The sequence below is a fragment of the Rhodanobacter sp. sgz306013 genome (assembly GCF_057031145.1).
The window spans coordinates 103,392-120,626 of sequence record NZ_JBXCIJ010000006.1; the positions used below are offsets into that span (position 1 = coordinate 103,392).

The 17,235-nt window shown below is 67.2% G+C and carries 14 protein-coding genes; 9 read left to right on the top strand and 5 right to left on the bottom strand.

The window, feature by feature from the left end; translation table 11 throughout:
* Window positions 1–15 precede the first annotated feature (15 nt).
* Entirely contained in the window at window positions 16–324 is a 309-nt protein-coding gene (locus AC2EWF_RS17905; protein ID WP_483640756.1) for a hypothetical protein, read from the bottom strand.
* A 429-nt stretch (window positions 325–753) separates the two neighbouring features.
* On the opposite strand from AC2EWF_RS17905, the gene mnmG reads away from it, so the two are divergent.
* From mnmG to AC2EWF_RS17930, 5 genes are all read left to right on the top strand, one after another.
* Complete coding sequence (mnmG, locus tag AC2EWF_RS17910; protein WP_483640757.1) at window positions 754–2,628, top strand: tRNA uridine-5-carboxymethylaminomethyl(34) synthesis enzyme MnmG; 1,875 nt, start codon at window positions 754–756, stop codon at window positions 2,626–2,628.
* Between the two features lie 82 nt (window positions 2,629–2,710).
* Window positions 2,711–3,472, top strand: coding sequence for an RDD family protein (locus tag AC2EWF_RS17915; RefSeq protein ID WP_483640758.1), 762 nt, complete (start codon window positions 2,711–2,713; stop codon window positions 3,470–3,472).
* A 406-nt stretch (window positions 3,473–3,878) separates the two neighbouring features.
* Window positions 3,879–4,088 carry a hypothetical protein gene (locus AC2EWF_RS17920; RefSeq protein ID WP_483640759.1) on the top strand — a complete coding sequence of 70 codons (210 nt, stop codon included), beginning with the start codon at window positions 3,879–3,881 and terminating at the stop codon, window positions 4,086–4,088.
* A 175-nt stretch (window positions 4,089–4,263) separates the two neighbouring features.
* A complete protein-coding gene (locus tag AC2EWF_RS17925) occupies window positions 4,264–6,588 on the top strand; it encodes a Tex family protein (protein ID WP_483640760.1) in 2,325 nt (774 codons plus the stop codon).
* A gap of 115 nt (window positions 6,589–6,703) precedes the next feature.
* Window positions 6,704–8,536 carry an autotransporter outer membrane beta-barrel domain-containing protein gene (locus tag AC2EWF_RS17930; RefSeq protein ID WP_483640761.1) on the top strand — a complete coding sequence of 611 codons (1,833 nt, stop codon included), beginning with the start codon at window positions 6,704–6,706 and terminating at the stop codon, window positions 8,534–8,536.
* A gap of 119 nt (window positions 8,537–8,655) precedes the next feature.
* Here the strand turns inward: AC2EWF_RS17930 and AC2EWF_RS17935 are convergent, their stop codons facing one another.
* Window positions 8,656–9,387 carry a YbaY family lipoprotein gene (locus AC2EWF_RS17935; protein ID WP_483640762.1) on the bottom strand — a complete coding sequence of 244 codons (732 nt, stop codon included), beginning with the start codon at window positions 9,385–9,387 and terminating at the stop codon, window positions 8,656–8,658.
* Between AC2EWF_RS17935 and AC2EWF_RS17940 the strand changes: the two genes are divergently transcribed.
* Together AC2EWF_RS17940 and AC2EWF_RS17945 are read left to right on the top strand one after the other, a co-directional pair.
* Window positions 9,371–9,685: a hypothetical protein gene (locus tag AC2EWF_RS17940; RefSeq protein ID WP_483640763.1), complete on the top strand. Its 315-nt coding sequence runs from the start codon at window positions 9,371–9,373 to the stop codon at window positions 9,683–9,685. The two genes, AC2EWF_RS17935 and AC2EWF_RS17940, sit on opposite strands and share 17 nt — an antisense overlap.
* A gap of 83 nt (window positions 9,686–9,768) precedes the next feature.
* On the top strand, window positions 9,769–10,488 hold the full coding sequence (locus AC2EWF_RS17945; RefSeq protein WP_483640764.1) for a helix-turn-helix domain-containing protein: 720 nt from the start codon (window positions 9,769–9,771) through the stop codon (window positions 10,486–10,488).
* Between the two features lie 122 nt (window positions 10,489–10,610).
* On the opposite strand, the gene glyS is transcribed toward AC2EWF_RS17945, so the two are convergent.
* On the bottom strand, window positions 10,611–12,770 hold the full coding sequence (gene glyS, locus AC2EWF_RS17950; protein WP_483640765.1) for a glycine--tRNA ligase subunit beta: 2,160 nt from the start codon (window positions 12,768–12,770) through the stop codon (window positions 10,611–10,613).
* Window positions 12,767–13,678 carry a glycine--tRNA ligase subunit alpha gene (gene glyQ, locus AC2EWF_RS17955; RefSeq protein ID WP_483640766.1) on the bottom strand — a complete coding sequence of 304 codons (912 nt, stop codon included), beginning with the start codon at window positions 13,676–13,678 and terminating at the stop codon, window positions 12,767–12,769. The genes glyS and glyQ overlap by 4 nt, the downstream gene beginning before the upstream one ends.
* 88 nt (window positions 13,679–13,766) lie before the next feature.
* Between glyQ and tfpB the strand changes: the two genes are divergently transcribed.
* Both tfpB and AC2EWF_RS17965 read left to right on the top strand, forming a co-directional pair.
* Window positions 13,767–15,611: a type IV pilus assembly ATPase TfpB gene (gene tfpB / locus AC2EWF_RS17960; RefSeq protein ID WP_483640767.1), complete on the top strand. Its 1,845-nt coding sequence runs from the start codon at window positions 13,767–13,769 to the stop codon at window positions 15,609–15,611.
* Entirely contained in the window at window positions 15,608–16,342 is a 735-nt protein-coding gene (locus AC2EWF_RS17965; RefSeq protein WP_483640768.1) for a glutamine amidotransferase, read from the top strand. The genes tfpB and AC2EWF_RS17965 overlap by 4 nt, the downstream gene beginning before the upstream one ends.
* 3 nt (window positions 16,343–16,345) lie before the next feature.
* Here the strand turns inward: AC2EWF_RS17965 and AC2EWF_RS17970 are convergent, their stop codons facing one another.
* Window positions 16,346–17,029, bottom strand: a complete 684-nt coding sequence (locus AC2EWF_RS17970; RefSeq protein WP_483640769.1) for a rhomboid family intramembrane serine protease — start codon at window positions 17,027–17,029, stop codon at window positions 16,346–16,348.
* Window positions 17,030–17,235 lie beyond the last annotated feature (206 nt).

The following is a 17,235-nucleotide window of genomic DNA, read 5'->3' on the forward strand; positions in this document are numbered from 1 at the left end:
CTTTTCGGCCGTCGCTCACGCCGGCAGGCTTTTCAACGCGGTGCGCAGGCGCACCATGCGCGATTCCAGCCGCGGCTGCAGCATCGCGCGCTCGTTCTCGGCACGCTCCTGCAGGGTCTCCATCGCCATTTCGATCCGGCCGATCTCGATCAGCAGGTCGTGATGCGGAAAGAACTTCTCGAAATCGATGTTCATGCCCATGGCGTTGTCTCCCGGTGTCCTGTTTGCCCGGGGGATGCATCGGTCGTGCCAGAGTGTGATTTGCATCACATTGCCAATCCCGCCCGATTTGCCGAACTGACGCACGGCGTCAGCAACTGCCATCGGCCGGCAAAAAGTCCCCTTTCAGTCACCGCGTGTTCACATGGATGCGGTGAATATCAACCCACGGTCTGGCGGCAAAGACGGCCACGGCCTCCCAGCTTCCCGGTTTCTGGCGCCCGGCAATACGGTCATCCTGGATTCCCCCTGTTCCTGAGACCGCCGGGCGCCAGATCTGAACGACGAACCCCCCGCACTGCGGGGGGTTCGTGCTTTTCGCCGGGCAAAAAAACGACGGCGCCCCGAGGGGCGCCGTCCTGCTTCCTTCCACGGCACGCGATCAGGCCCCTGTCCTCCCGATCCCGGCGTGCGCTTCCGCACCGCCGCTGCCCATGAAAGTGCAGGGGAGGCGATGCAGGTTGCATGCCAAGCACTTCACCCCGGCTTCGCGCAGTACCATGGCAACTCCGGGTTTTTGACCAGTCCGCGACCATGCTCCACCCCACTCGTTACGACGTGATTGTCATAGGCGGCGGCCACGCCGGCACCGAGGCCGCGCTGGCGGCCGCGCGCACCGGCGCGCGCACCCTGCTGCTCACCCACAGCATCGAGACGGTGGGCGCGATGAGCTGCAACCCGGCCATCGGCGGCATCGGAAAGGGCCACCTGGTGAAGGAAATCGACGCGCTGGGTGGCGCCATGGCCCACGCGGCGGACCTGGCCGGCATCCAGTGGCGCACGCTCAACGCTTCCAAGGGGCCCGCGGTGCGGGCCACCCGCTGCCAGGCCGACCGGGCGCTGTACCGTGCCGCCATACGTCACATCGTGGAAAGCCAGCCGAACCTGGACCTGTTCCAGCAGGCGGTGGACGACCTGATCCTCGAAGGCGGCCGTGCAGTGGGCGTGATGACGCAAATGGGCGTTTCCTTCCGTGCCGGGTCCATAGTGCTCACGGCGGGCACCTTCCTCGCCGGCAAGATCCATGTCGGACCCGCCCAGTACGCCGGCGGCCGCGCGGGCGATCCGCCGGCCAGCGCGCTGGCTTCGCGGCTCCGGGAGCTGCCGTTGGCAGCCGACCGCCTGAAGACCGGCACGCCGCCGCGCATCGATCGCCGCAGCATCGACTTCAGCGGCCTGGAAGAGCAGCGCGGCGACGAACCGGCACCGGTGTTCTCCTACCTCGGCGCGCGCGACGAGCATCCGCGCCAGGTCAGCTGCTGGATCACCCACACCAGCGGGCACACCCACGAGATCATCCGCGGCGCGTTGGATCGCTCGCCGCTGTACACCGGCCAGATCGAGGGCGTGGGCCCGCGCTACTGCCCGTCGATCGAGGACAAGGTGGTGCGCTTCGCCGACAAGGCCTCGCACCAGATCTTCATCGAGCCCGAAGGCCTGGACACATTCGAGATCTATCCGAACGGCATCTCCACCTCGCTGCCGTTCGACGTGCAGCTGGCGCTGGTGCGATCGATCAAGGGCTTCGAGCAGGCCCACGTCACCCGCCCCGGCTACGCGATCGAGTACGACTACTTCGACCCGCGCGGCTTGAACCCCTGGCTGGAAACGAAGGCCATCCCCGGCCTGTATTTCGCCGGCCAGATCAACGGCACCACCGGCTACGAAGAGGCCGGCGCGCAAGGCCTGATCGCGGGCCTCAACGCGGCGCTGGCCACGCAGGGCAAGGCACCGTGGTACCCGCGCCGCGACGAGGCCTACATCGGCGTGCTGATCGACGACCTGACCAGCAACGGCACGATCGAGCCCTACCGTATGTTCACCTCGCGCGCCGAGTACCGGTTGCATCTGCGCGAGGACAACGCCGACCTGCGCCTTACCGAGCAGGGCCATGCGCTGGGCGTGGTGCCACAGGCGCGCGTTGACGCACTGCGCGTCAAGCGCGAGGCGGTGGAACGCGAGACGCAGCGTCTCGGCGGGCTGTGGGCCGCGCCGACCAATGCGCTGGGCGCGGCGATCGAACGTCGGCTCGGCATCACGTTGAGCCGGGAAACGAACGCGCTGGACCTGTTGCGTCGTCCCGAGCTGGATTACGCCGGCCTCGCTGCCGTGCCCGGACTCGGCCCTGCGGTAGCACGCGAGGACGTGGCCGCCCAGGTCGAAGTGCAAACCAAGTACGCAGGTTATCTCGAACGCCAGCGCGACGAGATCACCCGCCAGCGTCGCCACGAGCAGACCGTGATCCCTGCCGGCTTCGATTACGACACCGTGCGCGGCCTCTCCGCGGAGGTGCTGCTCAAGCTCAAGCGCAGCCGACCGGCCACGCTCGGCCAGGCCGCGCGCATCAGCGGCGTCACCCCCGCCGCGATCTCGCTGCTGCTGGTGCACCTGAAGCGCCACGCCGCCTGAGCGGCGAACGGCGCCGTGGCGCGCCCCACCGCCGCGCGCCGTGGCATGATGCCCGCATTCACCAGCACGAGGAGTGGGCACGATGGAAATATGGATCGGACGGGACGGTGAACGCCATGGCCCGTACAAGGAAGAAGACGTGCGCGCCTGGCTGCGTAGCGGCCAGGTGAGCCGCGACGACCTCGCATGGCACGAAGGCCTGGCCGACTGGCAGCCGCTGTCGGCGCTGTTCCCCGATGAGGTGCGCAACGCAGTGCCTCCCCCCGGCAACCCCTACTCGGCACCTGCCGCGCCGATGGAGAACCTGCCGCAGACCACGGCCGCGGCGCTGGAGGACCATGCCGGCTTCTGGAAGCGCGTGGCGGCCTACATCCTCGATGCCATCCTGCTGTATATCGTGTTCCGGGTGATCGGCACCTTCTTCGGTGTGTCGGCAGCCGAGGAGGCGATGAAGCAGGAGATGCTCGCCGGCACACCCTTCATGCAGGCTTACCAGCATTTCTACAGCGGCATGTGGGTCTACACCCTGCTGACCACGGCGCTCACCTGGCTCTATTTCGCCTGCTGCGAAAGCTCGGCCTGGCAGGCCACCGTGGGCAAGCTGGCGCTGGGCATCCGCGTCACCGACCAGCAGGGCGCGCGCATCGGCTTTCCGCGCGCGCTGGGCCGCTACGTCGCGAAGTATCTCAGCGCGATCATCCTCTGCATCGGCTTCATCATGGTGGCCTTCACCCGCCGCAAGCAGGGCCTGCACGACCTGATCGCCGGCACTCTGGTGCTGAACGGCCGTGCCAGCGAGTTCAAGTCGAACCAGGCGGCGTCGGGCAGCGCCTTCCGCGCCTGAGCCACCCGGAGGGCGGCCGGGCGATGCAACGGCCGCCCTCCCGCAGTACACCCTGTTCGCCCATGCAAGCCGCAGGTCGCCGGATGCGCGGCCGGGATGATCCCGACCGCTCCGGCGAAGCGGTCGCGCCCGCGGCGGGCGGCCTTTCGCCGTGGCTGCAGGCGGCGCGGGACGGCCGCCGCGTTCAACGCACGGTCGCGCCTTGTCCGGCCCGACGCCCGGCAACCCGCAGCACAGCAGCCCGCCCAGGCACCGGCCCTTCACGGACAATCAGAGGCCGCGCAGCCTCCCCATCGCAGCCGCTTCGCCGACGGCAGCCCGTTCCTGAACTTCATCGACCTGCAGGCATGCCTGGGCCAGCTCACCAACTGGGCGGCGTTGCTGCCGCCTGGCGACACGCAGCGCCATGGCCACCCACTCAGTACTGGGCCTGGAATATGCGCGCCTGCATGAAAGCGGCGTGGCGACGCCATCGCTGGTCTATCCCGAGGCGGGGCCGGCCGCTCTCGCAGGCGATCGCAAGACAGCCGTCGCCGACCTGAGGCAGGCGATCGACGAAGGGTTCCGCGACTGTCTTGCCTTGCAGCGCGACCTCAGCTTGGCGCGGAACGGCTGACGAGTCCCTGTGAATCCACCGGCGAAAAGCGCAGGACGCGAAACCTGCATGCCGCTGCCGCCGCCGCGGAGGACGAGACATTTCCGGATTGGCCGGAGCATCAGGGTGGCTTGCTATTATCGCCGGCCCGGCCGCGAACGCCGGCCCGTTTCGCCGCAAGGAAAACGATCCACCCATGCTCAGCATCGAACAACGCATTGCCCACGACATCGCCGCCAAGACCGAGCAGGTGCGCGCAGCGGTGGAATTGCTCGACGGCGGCGCCACCGTGCCGTTCATCGCGCGCTACCGCAAAGAAGTCACCGGCGGGCTGGACGACACCCAGTTGCGCACGCTGGAGGAGCGCCTGCGCTACCTGCGCGAGCTGGAGGAACGGCGTGCGGCGATCCTCGCCAGCGTCGAGGAACAGGGCAAGCTGAGCGACGAGCTGAAGAACGAGATCCTCGCCGCCGACACCAAGGCGCGCCTTGAGGACCTCTACCTGCCGTACAAGCCCAAGCGCCGCACCAAGGCGCAGATCGCCCGCGAGGCTGGCCTGGAACCGCTGGCCAGCGGCTTGCGCGAAGATCCCACGCGCTCGCCCGAGGCCTTCGCCGAAGCTTTCGTCGATGCGGGCAAGGGCGTGGCCGACGTGCGCGCCGCGCTGGACGGCGCCCGCGCGATCTTGATGGAGTCCATCGCCGAGGATGCCCGCCTCGTGGGCGAGCTGCGCGACTGGTTGTGGGACAAGGGCCAGATCCGCGCCAAGGTAGTCGAGGGCAAGGAGAACGAAGGCGCGAAATTCCGCGACTACTTCGATCATGTCGAAGCCATTGCCAAGATCCCCTCGCATCGCCTGCTGGCGCTGATGCGCGCACGCAACGAAGGCATCATCGAACTGGACCTGCAGCCCGCACTGGACGCCGAACAAGGCCACGCCGAAGGCGAGGGCCGCGTCGCGGCGCATGCCGGCATCCACGACCGCGGTCGCGCCGCCGACGCCTGGCTGCGCGAGACGGTGCGCCTCACCTGGCGTGTGAAGCTGCACCTGCACCTCACGCTGGACTTGTTCGGCCGCGTGCGCGAAGGCGCCGAGGACGAGGCCATCCGCGTGTTCGGCGACAACCTCAAGGATCTGATGCTGGCGGCGCCGGCCGGCGCGAAGACCGTGCTGGGCCTGGACCCCGGCATCCGTACCGGCTGCAAGGTGGCGGTGGTCGATGCCACCGGCAAGCTGCTCGCTACCGACACCATCTATCCGCATGAACCGCGGCGGCAATGGAACGAATCGCTGGCCGCCCTGGCACGGCTGTGCATAAAGCATCACGTCGACCTGATCGCCATCGGCAACGGCACCGCTTCGCGCGAAACCGACAAGCTGGCCGGCGAGCTCATCAAGGGACTGGCCAAGAGCCATCCGGAGCACAAGCTGTCGAAGGTCGTGGTGAGCGAGGCCGGCGCCTCGGTGTACTCGGCCTCGGAAACCGCGGCCAGGGAATTCCCCGACCTCGACGTCAGCCTGCGCGGCGCCGTCTCCATCGCGCGCCGCCTGCAGGACCCGCTGGCCGAGTTGGTGAAGATCGAGCCGAAGGCGATCGGTGTGGGCCAGTACCAGCACGACGTGAACCAGGTGAAGCTGGCGCGTGCGCTGGACGCCAGGGTCGAGGACTGCGTGAACGCGGTGGGCGTGGACGTGAACACCGCCTCGGCCGCCCTGCTTTCGCGGGTGGCCGGCCTCACCGCCTCGGTCGCCGAGAACGTGGTGAAGCACCGCGACGCGAATGGGCCGTTCGCCAACCGCAAGGCGCTGCTCAAGGTGCCACGGCTGGGCGACAAGGCGTTCGAGCAGTGCGCGGGCTTCCTGCGCGTTCCCAGTGGCGACAACCCGCTGGACGCCAGCGCGGTACATCCGGAGGCCTATCCGGTGGTCGAGCGCATCATCGCCCAGTGCGGCCGCGAGGTGCGCCACATCATCGGCGACACCGGCTTCCTGCGCGGTCTCAAGCCCGAGCAGTTCACCGACGACAAGTTCGGCGTGCCCACGGTACGCGACATCCTCAAGGAGCTGGAGAAACCCGGCCGCGACCCGCGCCCGGAATTCGTGGCGCCCAGCTTCGCCGAGGGCGTGGAGGACGTGAAGGACCTGCGTCCCGGCATGATCCTCGAAGGCCGCGTCACCAATGTCGCCGCGTTCGGCGCCTTCGTCGACATCGGGGTGCACCAGGACGGCCTCGTGCACGTCTCCGCGCTGTCGCACACCTTCGTGAAGGATCCGCGCGACGCGGTGAAGGCCGGCGACATCGTCAAGGTGAAGGTGATGGAGGTGGACCTCCCGCGCCAACGCATCGGCCTTTCCATGCGCCTTGACGACGAGCCGGGCCAGGCACGCGGCAAGCCGGCCGGCGGCGATGCGCGTCCCGGCCAGCGCGATGGCCGCGGTCCGCGCCCCGCCGCCACGCCCAAGCAGGCCCCCGCCAACAGCGCCTTTGCCGACGCGCTGGCGCGCGCGATCAAGCGTTGAAGCCCCCGCTGTCCGGGCCGCATGCGGCAGCGATGCGCTGCAGCATGCGGTTCCGTATGGAATACCGTACCGTAACACCCATCTAACAAGGCCATCCCGGCCGAGGAGTACTTCCATGCTTCGTACCCGTCACTTGGTGGGCGCCATCGCTGCCGCCTTGCTGTTCAGCAGCGCGGCCAGCGCCACGGATTTCAGCAAGGTCGTCGTGTTCGGCGACAGCCTCAGCGACGCCGGCAACCTGTCGCTTTCGCAGGGTTCGCCTGTGCCGCTGCGCTTCACCACCAACCCGGGCAAGACAGCAGCGGAACTGGTCGCCGCGGGATTGGGCAGTCCGATCCAGGCCTCCCTGCTGGGTGGGACCGACTACGCCTTCGGTGGTGCTGGCGTGGTTCAGGGCGTGGCCCCCGTGCCGACGCTGCCGCTGCAGTTCCAGATGTATCTGGCCGCCAATGGCGGGCATGCCGACTCGAGCACGCTGTACCAGGTTTGGGGTGGTGCCAACGACATCTTCTACCTGACCGGCACCACCACCGATCCGAATGCACTCGCCGCCGGCACGGTCAACGCGGCGAAGACTGAGCTCGGCTTGCTCGGCCAGCTGCAGGCCAGCGGCGCCAAGTACGTGGTGGTCTACAACCTGCCGAACATCGGCAAGACCCCCGAGGCCATGGCCGGCGGCGCTGCCGCCTCGGCAGGCGCCACCCAGCTGTCGGTGCTGTTCAACGGCACCCTGAACACGGGCCTGGCGCAGCTCAGCGGCCAAGGCCTGAACGTGATTCCGGTGAATACCTACGCCCTGCTCAACGAGGTGATCGCCAATCCCTCGGCCTACGGCTTCAGCAATGTCACCACTCCCGCCTGCAGCGGCAGCTCGGTGCAGTGCGGCCCGCAGGGTTCGGGACTGCCCTACAGCTACGCAGCGGGCACCGACCAGAGCTACCTGTTCGCCGACGGCGTGCACCCCACCACCGCGACGCACGCGATGCTGGCCCAGGTCGTGCTGTCCGAGATCGCCGCCCCGGGCCAGGTCTCGCTGCTGGGCGAAGCGCCGCTGGCGGCCAGCACCGCGCAGACCCGCGCGATCCGCAACGAGATGCTGGCCGACGGCAACGGCAGCGATACCCGCGCCTTTGTCAACGTGGACTACGCGCACCAGCGCTTCGATGGCCAGGCGAACTCGCCGAAGACCACCAGCGACAACGTCAACCTCACCCTCGGCATGGATGTGCGCGCCAGCGACAACTTCTCCGCCGGCATCGCGCTGGGCGTGGGCCAGCACAATGCCGACTTCGCCGGCGGCGGCGGCTACAAGCTGCAGGACGTGAGCGGCCTGGGTTACGTCACCTGGCACCAGGCCGGCGGCTATGTGGGCGGTTACGCGGACTTCGGCCAGTCCAACTTCAGCAACATCGATCGCCGCTTCGCGCTCGGCACCACCTCGCGCAGCGAGACCGGCAAGGCCGACGGTTCGCACTTGGGCGCGGGCCTTACCGGCGGCTGGTGGTTCGATCTCGGCAGCGTGCGCACCGGGCCGTTCGCCAACCTCGAATGGCAGACGATCAAGGTCAACGGCTACAGCGAAGACGGCAACGACAGCACCGCGATGTGGTTCGGTCGCCAGCAGCGCGACGCGCTGATCGGCACGCTGGGCTGGCGTGTGCAAGGCCACTGGCAGGCCGGCAGCACCGTGCTGGCCCCGTACGCCGAGATCGCCTGGAACCACGACAACAAGGCCGACGCACGCGACATCACCGCAGGGCTCAACAGCATGAACGGCAGCTTCGCGCTGACCGGCTACGTGCCGGACAAGACCTGGGGCACTGCCGACCTGGGCCTGTCCGCGCAGTTCAATTCGCGCTTCAGCGGCTGGGTGGGCTACAGCGGCCGCTTCAGCGACAACAGCCAGAAGTACAACAGTGTCAACCTGGGCCTGAAGTACGCCTTCTGAGAAATGTGGCCATGGATGACCGTTCGTCCGATCCTCTCGATCCGGATGATCGCAACCAGCGAGTCACCCACGAAAAAGGCCGGCAATGCCGGCCTTTTTCGTGTCGCGGATGCGGCGGCTTACTTCTTCCTGTTGCCGCCGGCGAGGTTGTAGATCGTCAGCGCCTGCTGGCGCAGGCTGCCTGCCGCGTCGGCATCCAGCTCGCCGCTCTTGCTGCCGGTCTGCTGCTCGTGCAGCACCACCATGCCGTTCTCGGTCCAGCTGGCGCGCTCGATCGAAGTGGGCGCGGCGTCCTTGCTTGCCTTCTTTTGCTGCACGGCCACCCACGGCGCACCGTTCCGGTAGGCAAAATCGGTGCTGGTGAAGCCCTTGTCGCCGTAATCCACCAGTTCGCGGATGACCTTCGTCTCGCCGTTCTGGCGGAATACCTGCCAGCCGCGCGAGGCGTTCGGATCCAGCTTGGTGCCGGTGGATACCTTCATGCCGCCGATCTGCTTGATCAGCGTGTTGAAGTCGGCCAGGTCCTTTTCGGCCGGAGTCTGCTCGGCGACCAGTTCGATCGTGGCCTGGTTCTTGTTGCCCTTGGTCAGCACCGGCGCCTGGATCGGCATCGAGTAGTGGCGGGCACCGTCGGTAAGAGTGGCCTTCACCACGTACAGGTCCGCCGGGTTGATCTCGCCCGGCTTGAAGTTCAGTTCAAACGAATAGGGGAAGGTGGCACCCGAAGACACGGTCTTGCTGGCCAACGGAGCGGAGCCTGCCTGGGTGGAGGACACGTCGACCAGGTTGATCACCAGCTGCGCGTTCGGCGACGGCTGGATGGGGCCGCGCACCGTGATCGTGCCGCTCACGGAACTCGCGGTGGCGACCGCTGTCGAACTGGCGCTGGCGGCGCCATTCTCCGTCTGCGACGACGTCGAAGAACCGCAGCCGGCCAAGGCCAGCGCGGCCAACGACATCACCGACAAAACCATCTTGCGCATGGGGGTAAGCCTCGTTACTGAGTTGGATCGAACACGGAAACCGGACAGCGTGGGGCGCCTCGGTTTCATCGCGGGGGAAACGCCGAGCATAGCCCAAAAGGCGGGGCCGCGGGAAAGTCAAGCCGGTCTACCCACAATTTTGCGTGAACGTATACGAAACGGCTGAATGGTACCCGTCAACCGAAACTTCTTGGCGGCGCTTATCATTTTCCACGGGAGCGTTCGTCCCGAGCCGTCGTTCGGAAGCGCTTGGTCGGGCATGCAGGGGCAGACCGTGATCGCAAGAATCCACCGCAGCCAGACGTCTCCTTCACGCCATCGCCACGCTCTTTCGACAAGAAAGTGCGCAAACTCGCGATCAACCCTCCCTGCAACACGGGCATCAGCATGAATACGCAGAAACTTCCGCACGATCCACTCCAGTCGACTTTCGCCGATCGCATCAAATTGCTGATCCAGCGCGTGGGCAGCGCCACCGAGATCGCACGGATGTGCGGCTTCTCCGAAGGCGTGGTGCGCAGCTGGCGCGACGGCCATACCGACCCCTCCCGCGCACGTTGCGTCACCCTGGCCCGCACGCTGGGCATCTCGCTGGTCTGGCTCGTCGCCGGTGAAGGTGCCCTGCAGGTCGACCCGAAGGCCGGCGGCGGGGACGACCCGCAATACAGCTCCGAGACCATCTCGCCACAACGTGCACGGGGCCGTGTCGGCCACGCCCCCCAGCGCATGGCAACTCATGCCGATGCCGCGGTCGATCCGAATCGGCTGAATACCGCCATGCAGATCCTGCAATCGGAACTGGAGCTGGCGAACAGCCCGCTGACGCTGGCCGAGAACACCGACATGCTCAGCCACCTCTACGAGATCCTGGGCGTCGACGGATCGAGCGTGGACGCCACTGCCATGCTGAAGTTCAACCGTCAGCTGACCGAGCGCATCCGCCAAGCGAGGACGCGCGAAACCGCCTGAGTGTCCCGGCGCGCATCACGACGCGGCGATCCGCACGGATCGCCGCGTTTTTTGTCCCTGGAGAAAGAGTGCGGCCATCGGCGACTGATCGCCTGATCGCCCGCTCGAGGGTGGTCGCGGAATCACCCGCGCAGCAGCGCGATGTCGGCCACCGCACCGAACGCAGCCTTCAGCCGCCCCAGCAACGCGAGCCGGTTGCGCCGAACCACCGGGTCTTCGGCATTTACCAGCACTTGCTCGAAGAACGCGTCCACTGGCGCCTGCAGCTGCGCCAGCCGCTTCAACACACTGGTGTAATCGCCGCGCGCCAGTGCCTCGCTGGTCTCCGTGCCCGCCGCCGCGAGCGCATCAGCCAGGGAACGTTCCGCATCGCCCTCGAAATGGGCCGGATCCACCACGTCGTGCATCGGCATCGACTCGCCGCCCTCCTCCTCGGCCCGCTTGCGCAGGATGTTCGCCACTCGCTTGTTCGCCGCGGCCAGGCTGGCCGCTTCCGGCAAGTGGCCGAACTCGACCACGGCGCGCAGGCGGTGGTCGAAGTCTGGCAGCGTGTCCGGCCGCACCGCGAGCACGGCCTCGTAGGCCTCGGCCGGGCAGCCCTGCTCCGCGTAATAGCCGCGCAGTCGATCCAGCACGAAGTCGACCAGCTCGATGGCCAAACCCGCGCGCCGCAGGCCGACATCGACCACGGGCGGCGTGCCGTCCCTGCCGGGCTTCACGCCGGCCACCAGGGCCGCCTCGGGCAGCAGCTCCAGTGCCTCGACGAACATGCCACGCAGATCCAGCTCCAGGCCGCCCTCGATGAGGGTTCGCGCCAGGCCCAGCGCAGCGCGGCGCAGGGCGAACGGATCCTTGTTGCCGCTGGGCTTCATGCCCACCGCGAAGATGCCGGCGAGCGTGTCGAGGCGCTCGGCCACGGCCAGCACCTGACCCAGCCGGTCGGCCGCGATGCCATCGCGCGCGAAGCGCGGCTGGTAGTAGCTGTCCAGCGCCATAGCCACTTCTGCGGGCTCCCCGTCGTGACTGGCGTAATAGCGGCCCATTACCCCCTGCAGTTCGGGAAACTCACCCACCATGCGGGTGAGCAGATCGCACTTGCCCAAGCTGGCCGCACGGGTGGCGGCACCCGCATCGACACCGACGCGGCTGGCGATGATGCGCGCCAGCTCGGCGACGCGGACGCTCTTGTCCCACAGGCTGCCCAGCGCCTGCTGGTAGGTGACGCTCTTGAGTTGTTCCTGGTAGCTCGCCAACGGCACCTTCAGGTCTTCGTCCCAGAAGAATTTCGCGTCGGCGAAGCGCGGACGGATCACCCGCTCATAACCCTTGCGGATCTCGGCGGGTTGCTTCGACTCGACGTTGGCGAGGCCGATGAAATGTTCGGTGAGCTTGCCGTCCGCGTCGAACACCGGCACGAATTTCTGATTGGTCTCCATGGTGGTGACCAGCGCCTCCTGCGGTACGGCGAGGAAGCTGCGCTCGAAGTTGCAGGCGATCGCCACCGGCCACTCGGTAAGGTTCGCGATCTCGTCGAGGAGAGCATCCCCCAGTCGTGGCACGCCACCTGTTTCCTTAGCCGCGAGCGCCACCTCGTCACGGATGCGCGCCCGCCGTTCGGCTGGATCGGCCAGCACCTTGGCGCTGCGCATCGCATCGAGCCAGCCATCGGCATCGGCCACATGTACCGGCTGCGGATGCATGAAGCGGTGACCACGCGACTTGCGGCCACTGGCCAGACCCAGCACGTCGCCATCGACGATATCCGCGCCGTGCAGCATCACCAGCCAGTGCACGGGACGCACGAAGGCGTATTCGTGGTCGGCCCAGCGCATCGGACGCGGGATTGGCAAGCCCTTGAGCGCCTCGTCCACGATCTCCGGCAACAGTGCCGCCAGCGTCTGGCCCGGCTTCACCGCACGGAACACGTACCACGCGCCCTTGTCGGTCTCCAGCTTTTCCAGCTGCTCCACAGTGACGCCGCAGGATTGCGCAAAACCCGTGAGCGCCTTGGAGGGCTGGCCCTGTGCGTCGAACGCGGCGTTGGCCGCGGGGCCGCGGCGCTCCACCGTCTGTTCCGGCTGCATCGAGGCGACACGCGGCACGTGGACGGCCAGGCGCCGCGGCGAACAATAGGCCTTCGCCCTGTCGACGGCGGCCTCGATGCCGCGCTTCGTCAATCCTTCGCAGACGCCGCGCAGGAAAGCGGCGGACAATTCGTCCAGCGCCTTCGGCGGCAGTTCCTCGGTGCCCAGTTCGATCAGCAGCGACTTGGCGGCGCTCATGCAGCCTGCTCCCTGGTGTGCTTCTTCAGTCCCGGAAAGCCGAGCTTCCCGCGCTGCGCCACGTAAGTCTCGGCCACGCTGCGCGCCAGCGTACGCACGCGCAGGATGTAGCGCTGGCGTTCCGTAACACTGATCGCACGGCGAGCATCCAGCAGGTTGAAGGTGTGGCTGGCCTTCATTACCTGCTCATAGGCCGGCAACGGCAGATTCGCCGCGATCAGCTGGTTGGCAGTGGCCTCGCACACATCGAACCAGCGGAACAGTTCCGGCACGTTCGCGTGCTCGAAGTTGTAGGTACTCTGCTCTACCTCGTTCTGGTGGAACACGTCACCGTAGGTGACCTTGCCGTGCGGACCCTCGGTCCAGACGAGGTCGTAAACGTTGTCCACGTTCTGCAGGTACATCGCCAGGCGTTCGAGGCCGTAGGTGATCTCGCCGGTCACCGGGCGGCACTCCAGGCCACCGGCCTGCTGGAAGTAGGTGAACTGGGTGACTTCCATGCCGTTCAGCCACACCTCCCAGCCCAGACCCCAGGCGCCGAGCGTGGGCGATTCCCAGTTGTCTTCGACGAAGCGCAGGTCGTGCACCAGCGGATCGAGGCCCAGTTCCTTCAGCGAGCCGATGTAGAGCTCAAGGATATTGTCCGGATTCGGCTTCATCACCACCTGGTACTGGTAGTAGTGCTGCAGGCGGTTCGGATTCTCGCCGTAGCGTCCGTCCGTTGGGCGGCGCGAGGGCTGCACGTAGGCCGCCGCCCAGGGCTCGGGCCCCAGCGAGCGCAGGAAGGTGGCGGGATGGAAGGTGCCGGCACCGACCTCGGTGTCGAGCGGCTGCAGCAGCACGCAACCCTGGCTCCCCCAATAGCGGTTGAGGGTCTGGATCACATCCTGGAAGGTACGTGCGGACATGGCTTTCCGTGACCGTGAACAAAGCGCGTTAGTATAGCTGCAGCGCGGTTTTTCGCCGTTGTGCCGCGCCTTCGGGGGAGTTGTCCGGATGGCCGCATCACCACAAATCGCAAGCCTGCTCGGCCGTCGTGGCCGACTGGAACTGGACGAATTGCTCGCCGCGCTGGTGGTCGACGGCTACCTGGGCGCCGAAGACGCGAGGCAGGTGCGCATGGGTTCGCGTTCCGGCCGCAGCGCGGTGGAGCTGCACCCGCTGGTGCTGATCGCCAACGCCAAGCTGCCGAACCAGCGCGATCCTGGCCGACCGCTGAGCCTGGAGGCGCTGGTCGAATGGCTGGCCGGGCACGCCGGCCTGCCCTACCTCAAGATCGACCCGATGAAGGTCAACGTGGCCGCGGTTACCCAGGTGGTGAGCCACGCCTATGCGCAGCGGCATCGCATCCTGCCGGTGGCCGCGGCGACCGGCGAGGTGACCTTCGCCACCGCCGAGCCGTTCGACGCCGCCTGGGCTACCGACCTCTCGCACATGCTGCGGCGGGACGTGCACCGGGTGGTATCCAGTCCCATCGACATCAACCGCTACCTGCAGGAGTTCTACGGCGTCCAGCGCTCGATCCAGCTGGCGCAGGACGCGAAAGCCAATGGCGGCTACGACACTTCGGCCATCCTCAACTTCGAGCAGCTGGTGGAGTTGGGCAAGAGCGGCGAGGTGGGTGCCGATGACCGCCACGTGGTGCATATCGTCGACTGGCTGCTGCAGTATGCCTTCGAACAGCGCGCCTCGGACATCCACCTGGAACCGCGCCGCGAAGCCGGGCAGATGCGCTTCCGCATCGACGGCGTGATGCACAAGGTGTTCGAACTGCCCCCACCCGTGATGAGCGCGGTGACCGCGCGCATCAAGATCCTCGCGCGCATGGACGTGGCCGAAAAGCGCCGCCCGCAGGACGGCCGCGTCAAGACCCGCTCGTCGACCGGGCGCGAGGTGGAGCTGCGCGTCTCCAGCATGCCCACCGCGTTCGGCGAGAAAATGGTGCTGCGCATCTTCGACCCCGACCTCGTGGTGAAGGATTTCGCCCAGCTCGGCTTCTCCGCGGGCGAGACCGTGCAGTGGCGCCACATGGTGGAGCGACCGCACGGCATCGTGCTGGTCACCGGCCCTACCGGCTCGGGCAAGACCACCACGCTGTATTCGACGCTGAAACACCTGGCCACGCCGGCGATCAACGTTTGCACGGTGGAGGATCCGATCGAGATGGTCTCGCCCGAGTTCAACCAGATGCAGGTGCAGCCCGCGATCGAACTCGATTTCGCCGCCGGCGTGCGCACCCTGCTGCGTCAGGACCCGGACATCATCATGGTGGGCGAGATCCGCGACCTCGAGACCGCGCAGATGGCAGTGCAGGCCTCGCTCACCGGCCATCTGGTGCTCTCCACCCTGCATACCAACGACGCGCCCAGCGCGGTAACCCGCCTGCTCGACCTGGGCGTGCCGCATTACTTGATCCAGTCCACGCTCACCGGCGTGGTCGCTCAGCGGCTGGTGCGCACGTTGTGCCCCTACTGCAAGCGCGAAGCTGCGCAGGACCCGCACGAATGGGCCGCGCTCACCCACGGCTGGCCCTTGCCCGTGCCGGAGAAAGTGTGTGCACCGACGGGCTGCCTGGAGTGCCGCAATACCGGCTTCATGGGCCGCACCGGCATCTACGAGATGATGCCGATCTCCCCGCGACTGCGCGGACTGATCGCGGCGCAACTGGAATTGGGCAACTTCGGCCACGCCGCACTGTCCGAGGGCATGCGCCCGCTGCGCATTTCCGCCGCGGAACAGGTGGCACGCGGGCTTACCACGGTACAGGAAGTGCTGGCGGTGCTGCCGCCCATCGAAGCACCTGACGATCCCGTCCAATCCCAGCCGTCCGGCAACGCATGAAGCCCGTCCTGATCATCCGCACCGGCCGCGCGCCGGACACCATCCGTGCCCGCCATGGCGACTTCCCGCACTGGTTCCGGCTCGGCGCACAGCTGCCGTTGCCGCGGCTGCAGGTCGTCGACGTGGCAGCCGGCGATGCATTGCCCGGTCTGGGTGCGCTGGCTGGCGCCATCATCACCGGCTCGGCGGCGATGGTTACCGAGCGCGCCCCCTGGAGTGAACGCACGGCCGGCTGGATCCGCGATGCGATGGACGCGGAGTTGCCGCTGTTCGGCGTCTGCTTTGGTCACCAGCTGATGGCGCACGCGCTGGGCGGCCGCGTCGATTACCTGCCCGGTGGTCGCGAGATCGGCACGCAACCGATCGAGAGGCTGGAAGTTGCCGCGCAAGACCCTTTGGCCGCCCAGCTTCCATCCAGCTTTCGCGCGCACACCACGCATGAGCAGAGCGTGCTGGAGGCACCGCGCGGCGTCACGGTGCTCGCGCGTTCGGCGCGCGATCCGCACCAATTGCTGCGCTACGGTCCGCATGCGCTCAGCACGCAGTTCCATCCCGAATTCAGCGCCGACGTGATGCGTGCATACATCCGCCGCAAGCGCGCCGACATGCATCGCGAGGGCTTCGACCCGCAGCGCAGCTTTCGCGAGGTGGCTGCCACGCCGGTCGCGCGCGGCTTGTTGCTGCGCTTCGCACACCGCCACGGGCTGTCTCACGGGGCGCGCCATCGTTGAGGCTCAATGGCGCAGGCGCCGCGCGATCGCGTCGCGCGAGAACAGGGCGAACACCAGGCCAAACACGAAACCGCCGATGTGCGCCCACCACACGTATGCGCCATAGCTGGGGCCTGCGTAGCTGAAGAGCAGTTGCAGCAGCACCCAGATGCCGATCAACAGGAAGGCCGGAACCCGCACGAATTCCAGGTACAGGCCCAGCGGCAGCACCAGGCCCAGGCGCGCGCGTGGAAACAGTGCCACATAGGTGCCGACCACCGCCGACACCGCGCCGCTGCAGCCGATGATCGGCAAGCGCACGCCGGCCAGCGACAGCGCGCCGATAAGGTTCGCCACGACGCCGCCAACCACGAACAGCAGCAGAAAACGCAGCGAACCCAGCGCGCGTTCACCCGGCAAGCCGAAGATCACCAGGAACAACAGGTTGCTCAGCAGGTGCAACCAGGTGACGTGGATGAACAAGGCAGTGAACAGTCGCAGCAGCGAAGGGTCGGTCAGCTGGGGCCACAGTGGCTCGTGTGCATTGAAGATGCTGGCTGGCACGGTGCCCCATTCCAGCAACACGGCGATTCGCCGTTGCAACGGCAGCAAGGCAAGCCACACGAAGCAGAGCACACACAAGCTGACGACGAGCAAGGTGGCCCACTGCCATTGCCGGCGCCTGCGTGTCTCGACATGTACGAACAAGATCGCGCTCCGCAGCCATCGCCTTCACGGCATGATAGGGGATCGTGGCCCCGGATGACGGCGGGGCGCCTGTCTGGGAGAGAGGGTGCAGGGAGGTGGAGCGGAGGGATATCGGGCAAAAACAAACGCCCTCACCGGGATCGGTGAGGGCGTTCGAGGGATAAAGCCCCTGGCGGTGACCTACTCTTGCATGCGAGATGCACACT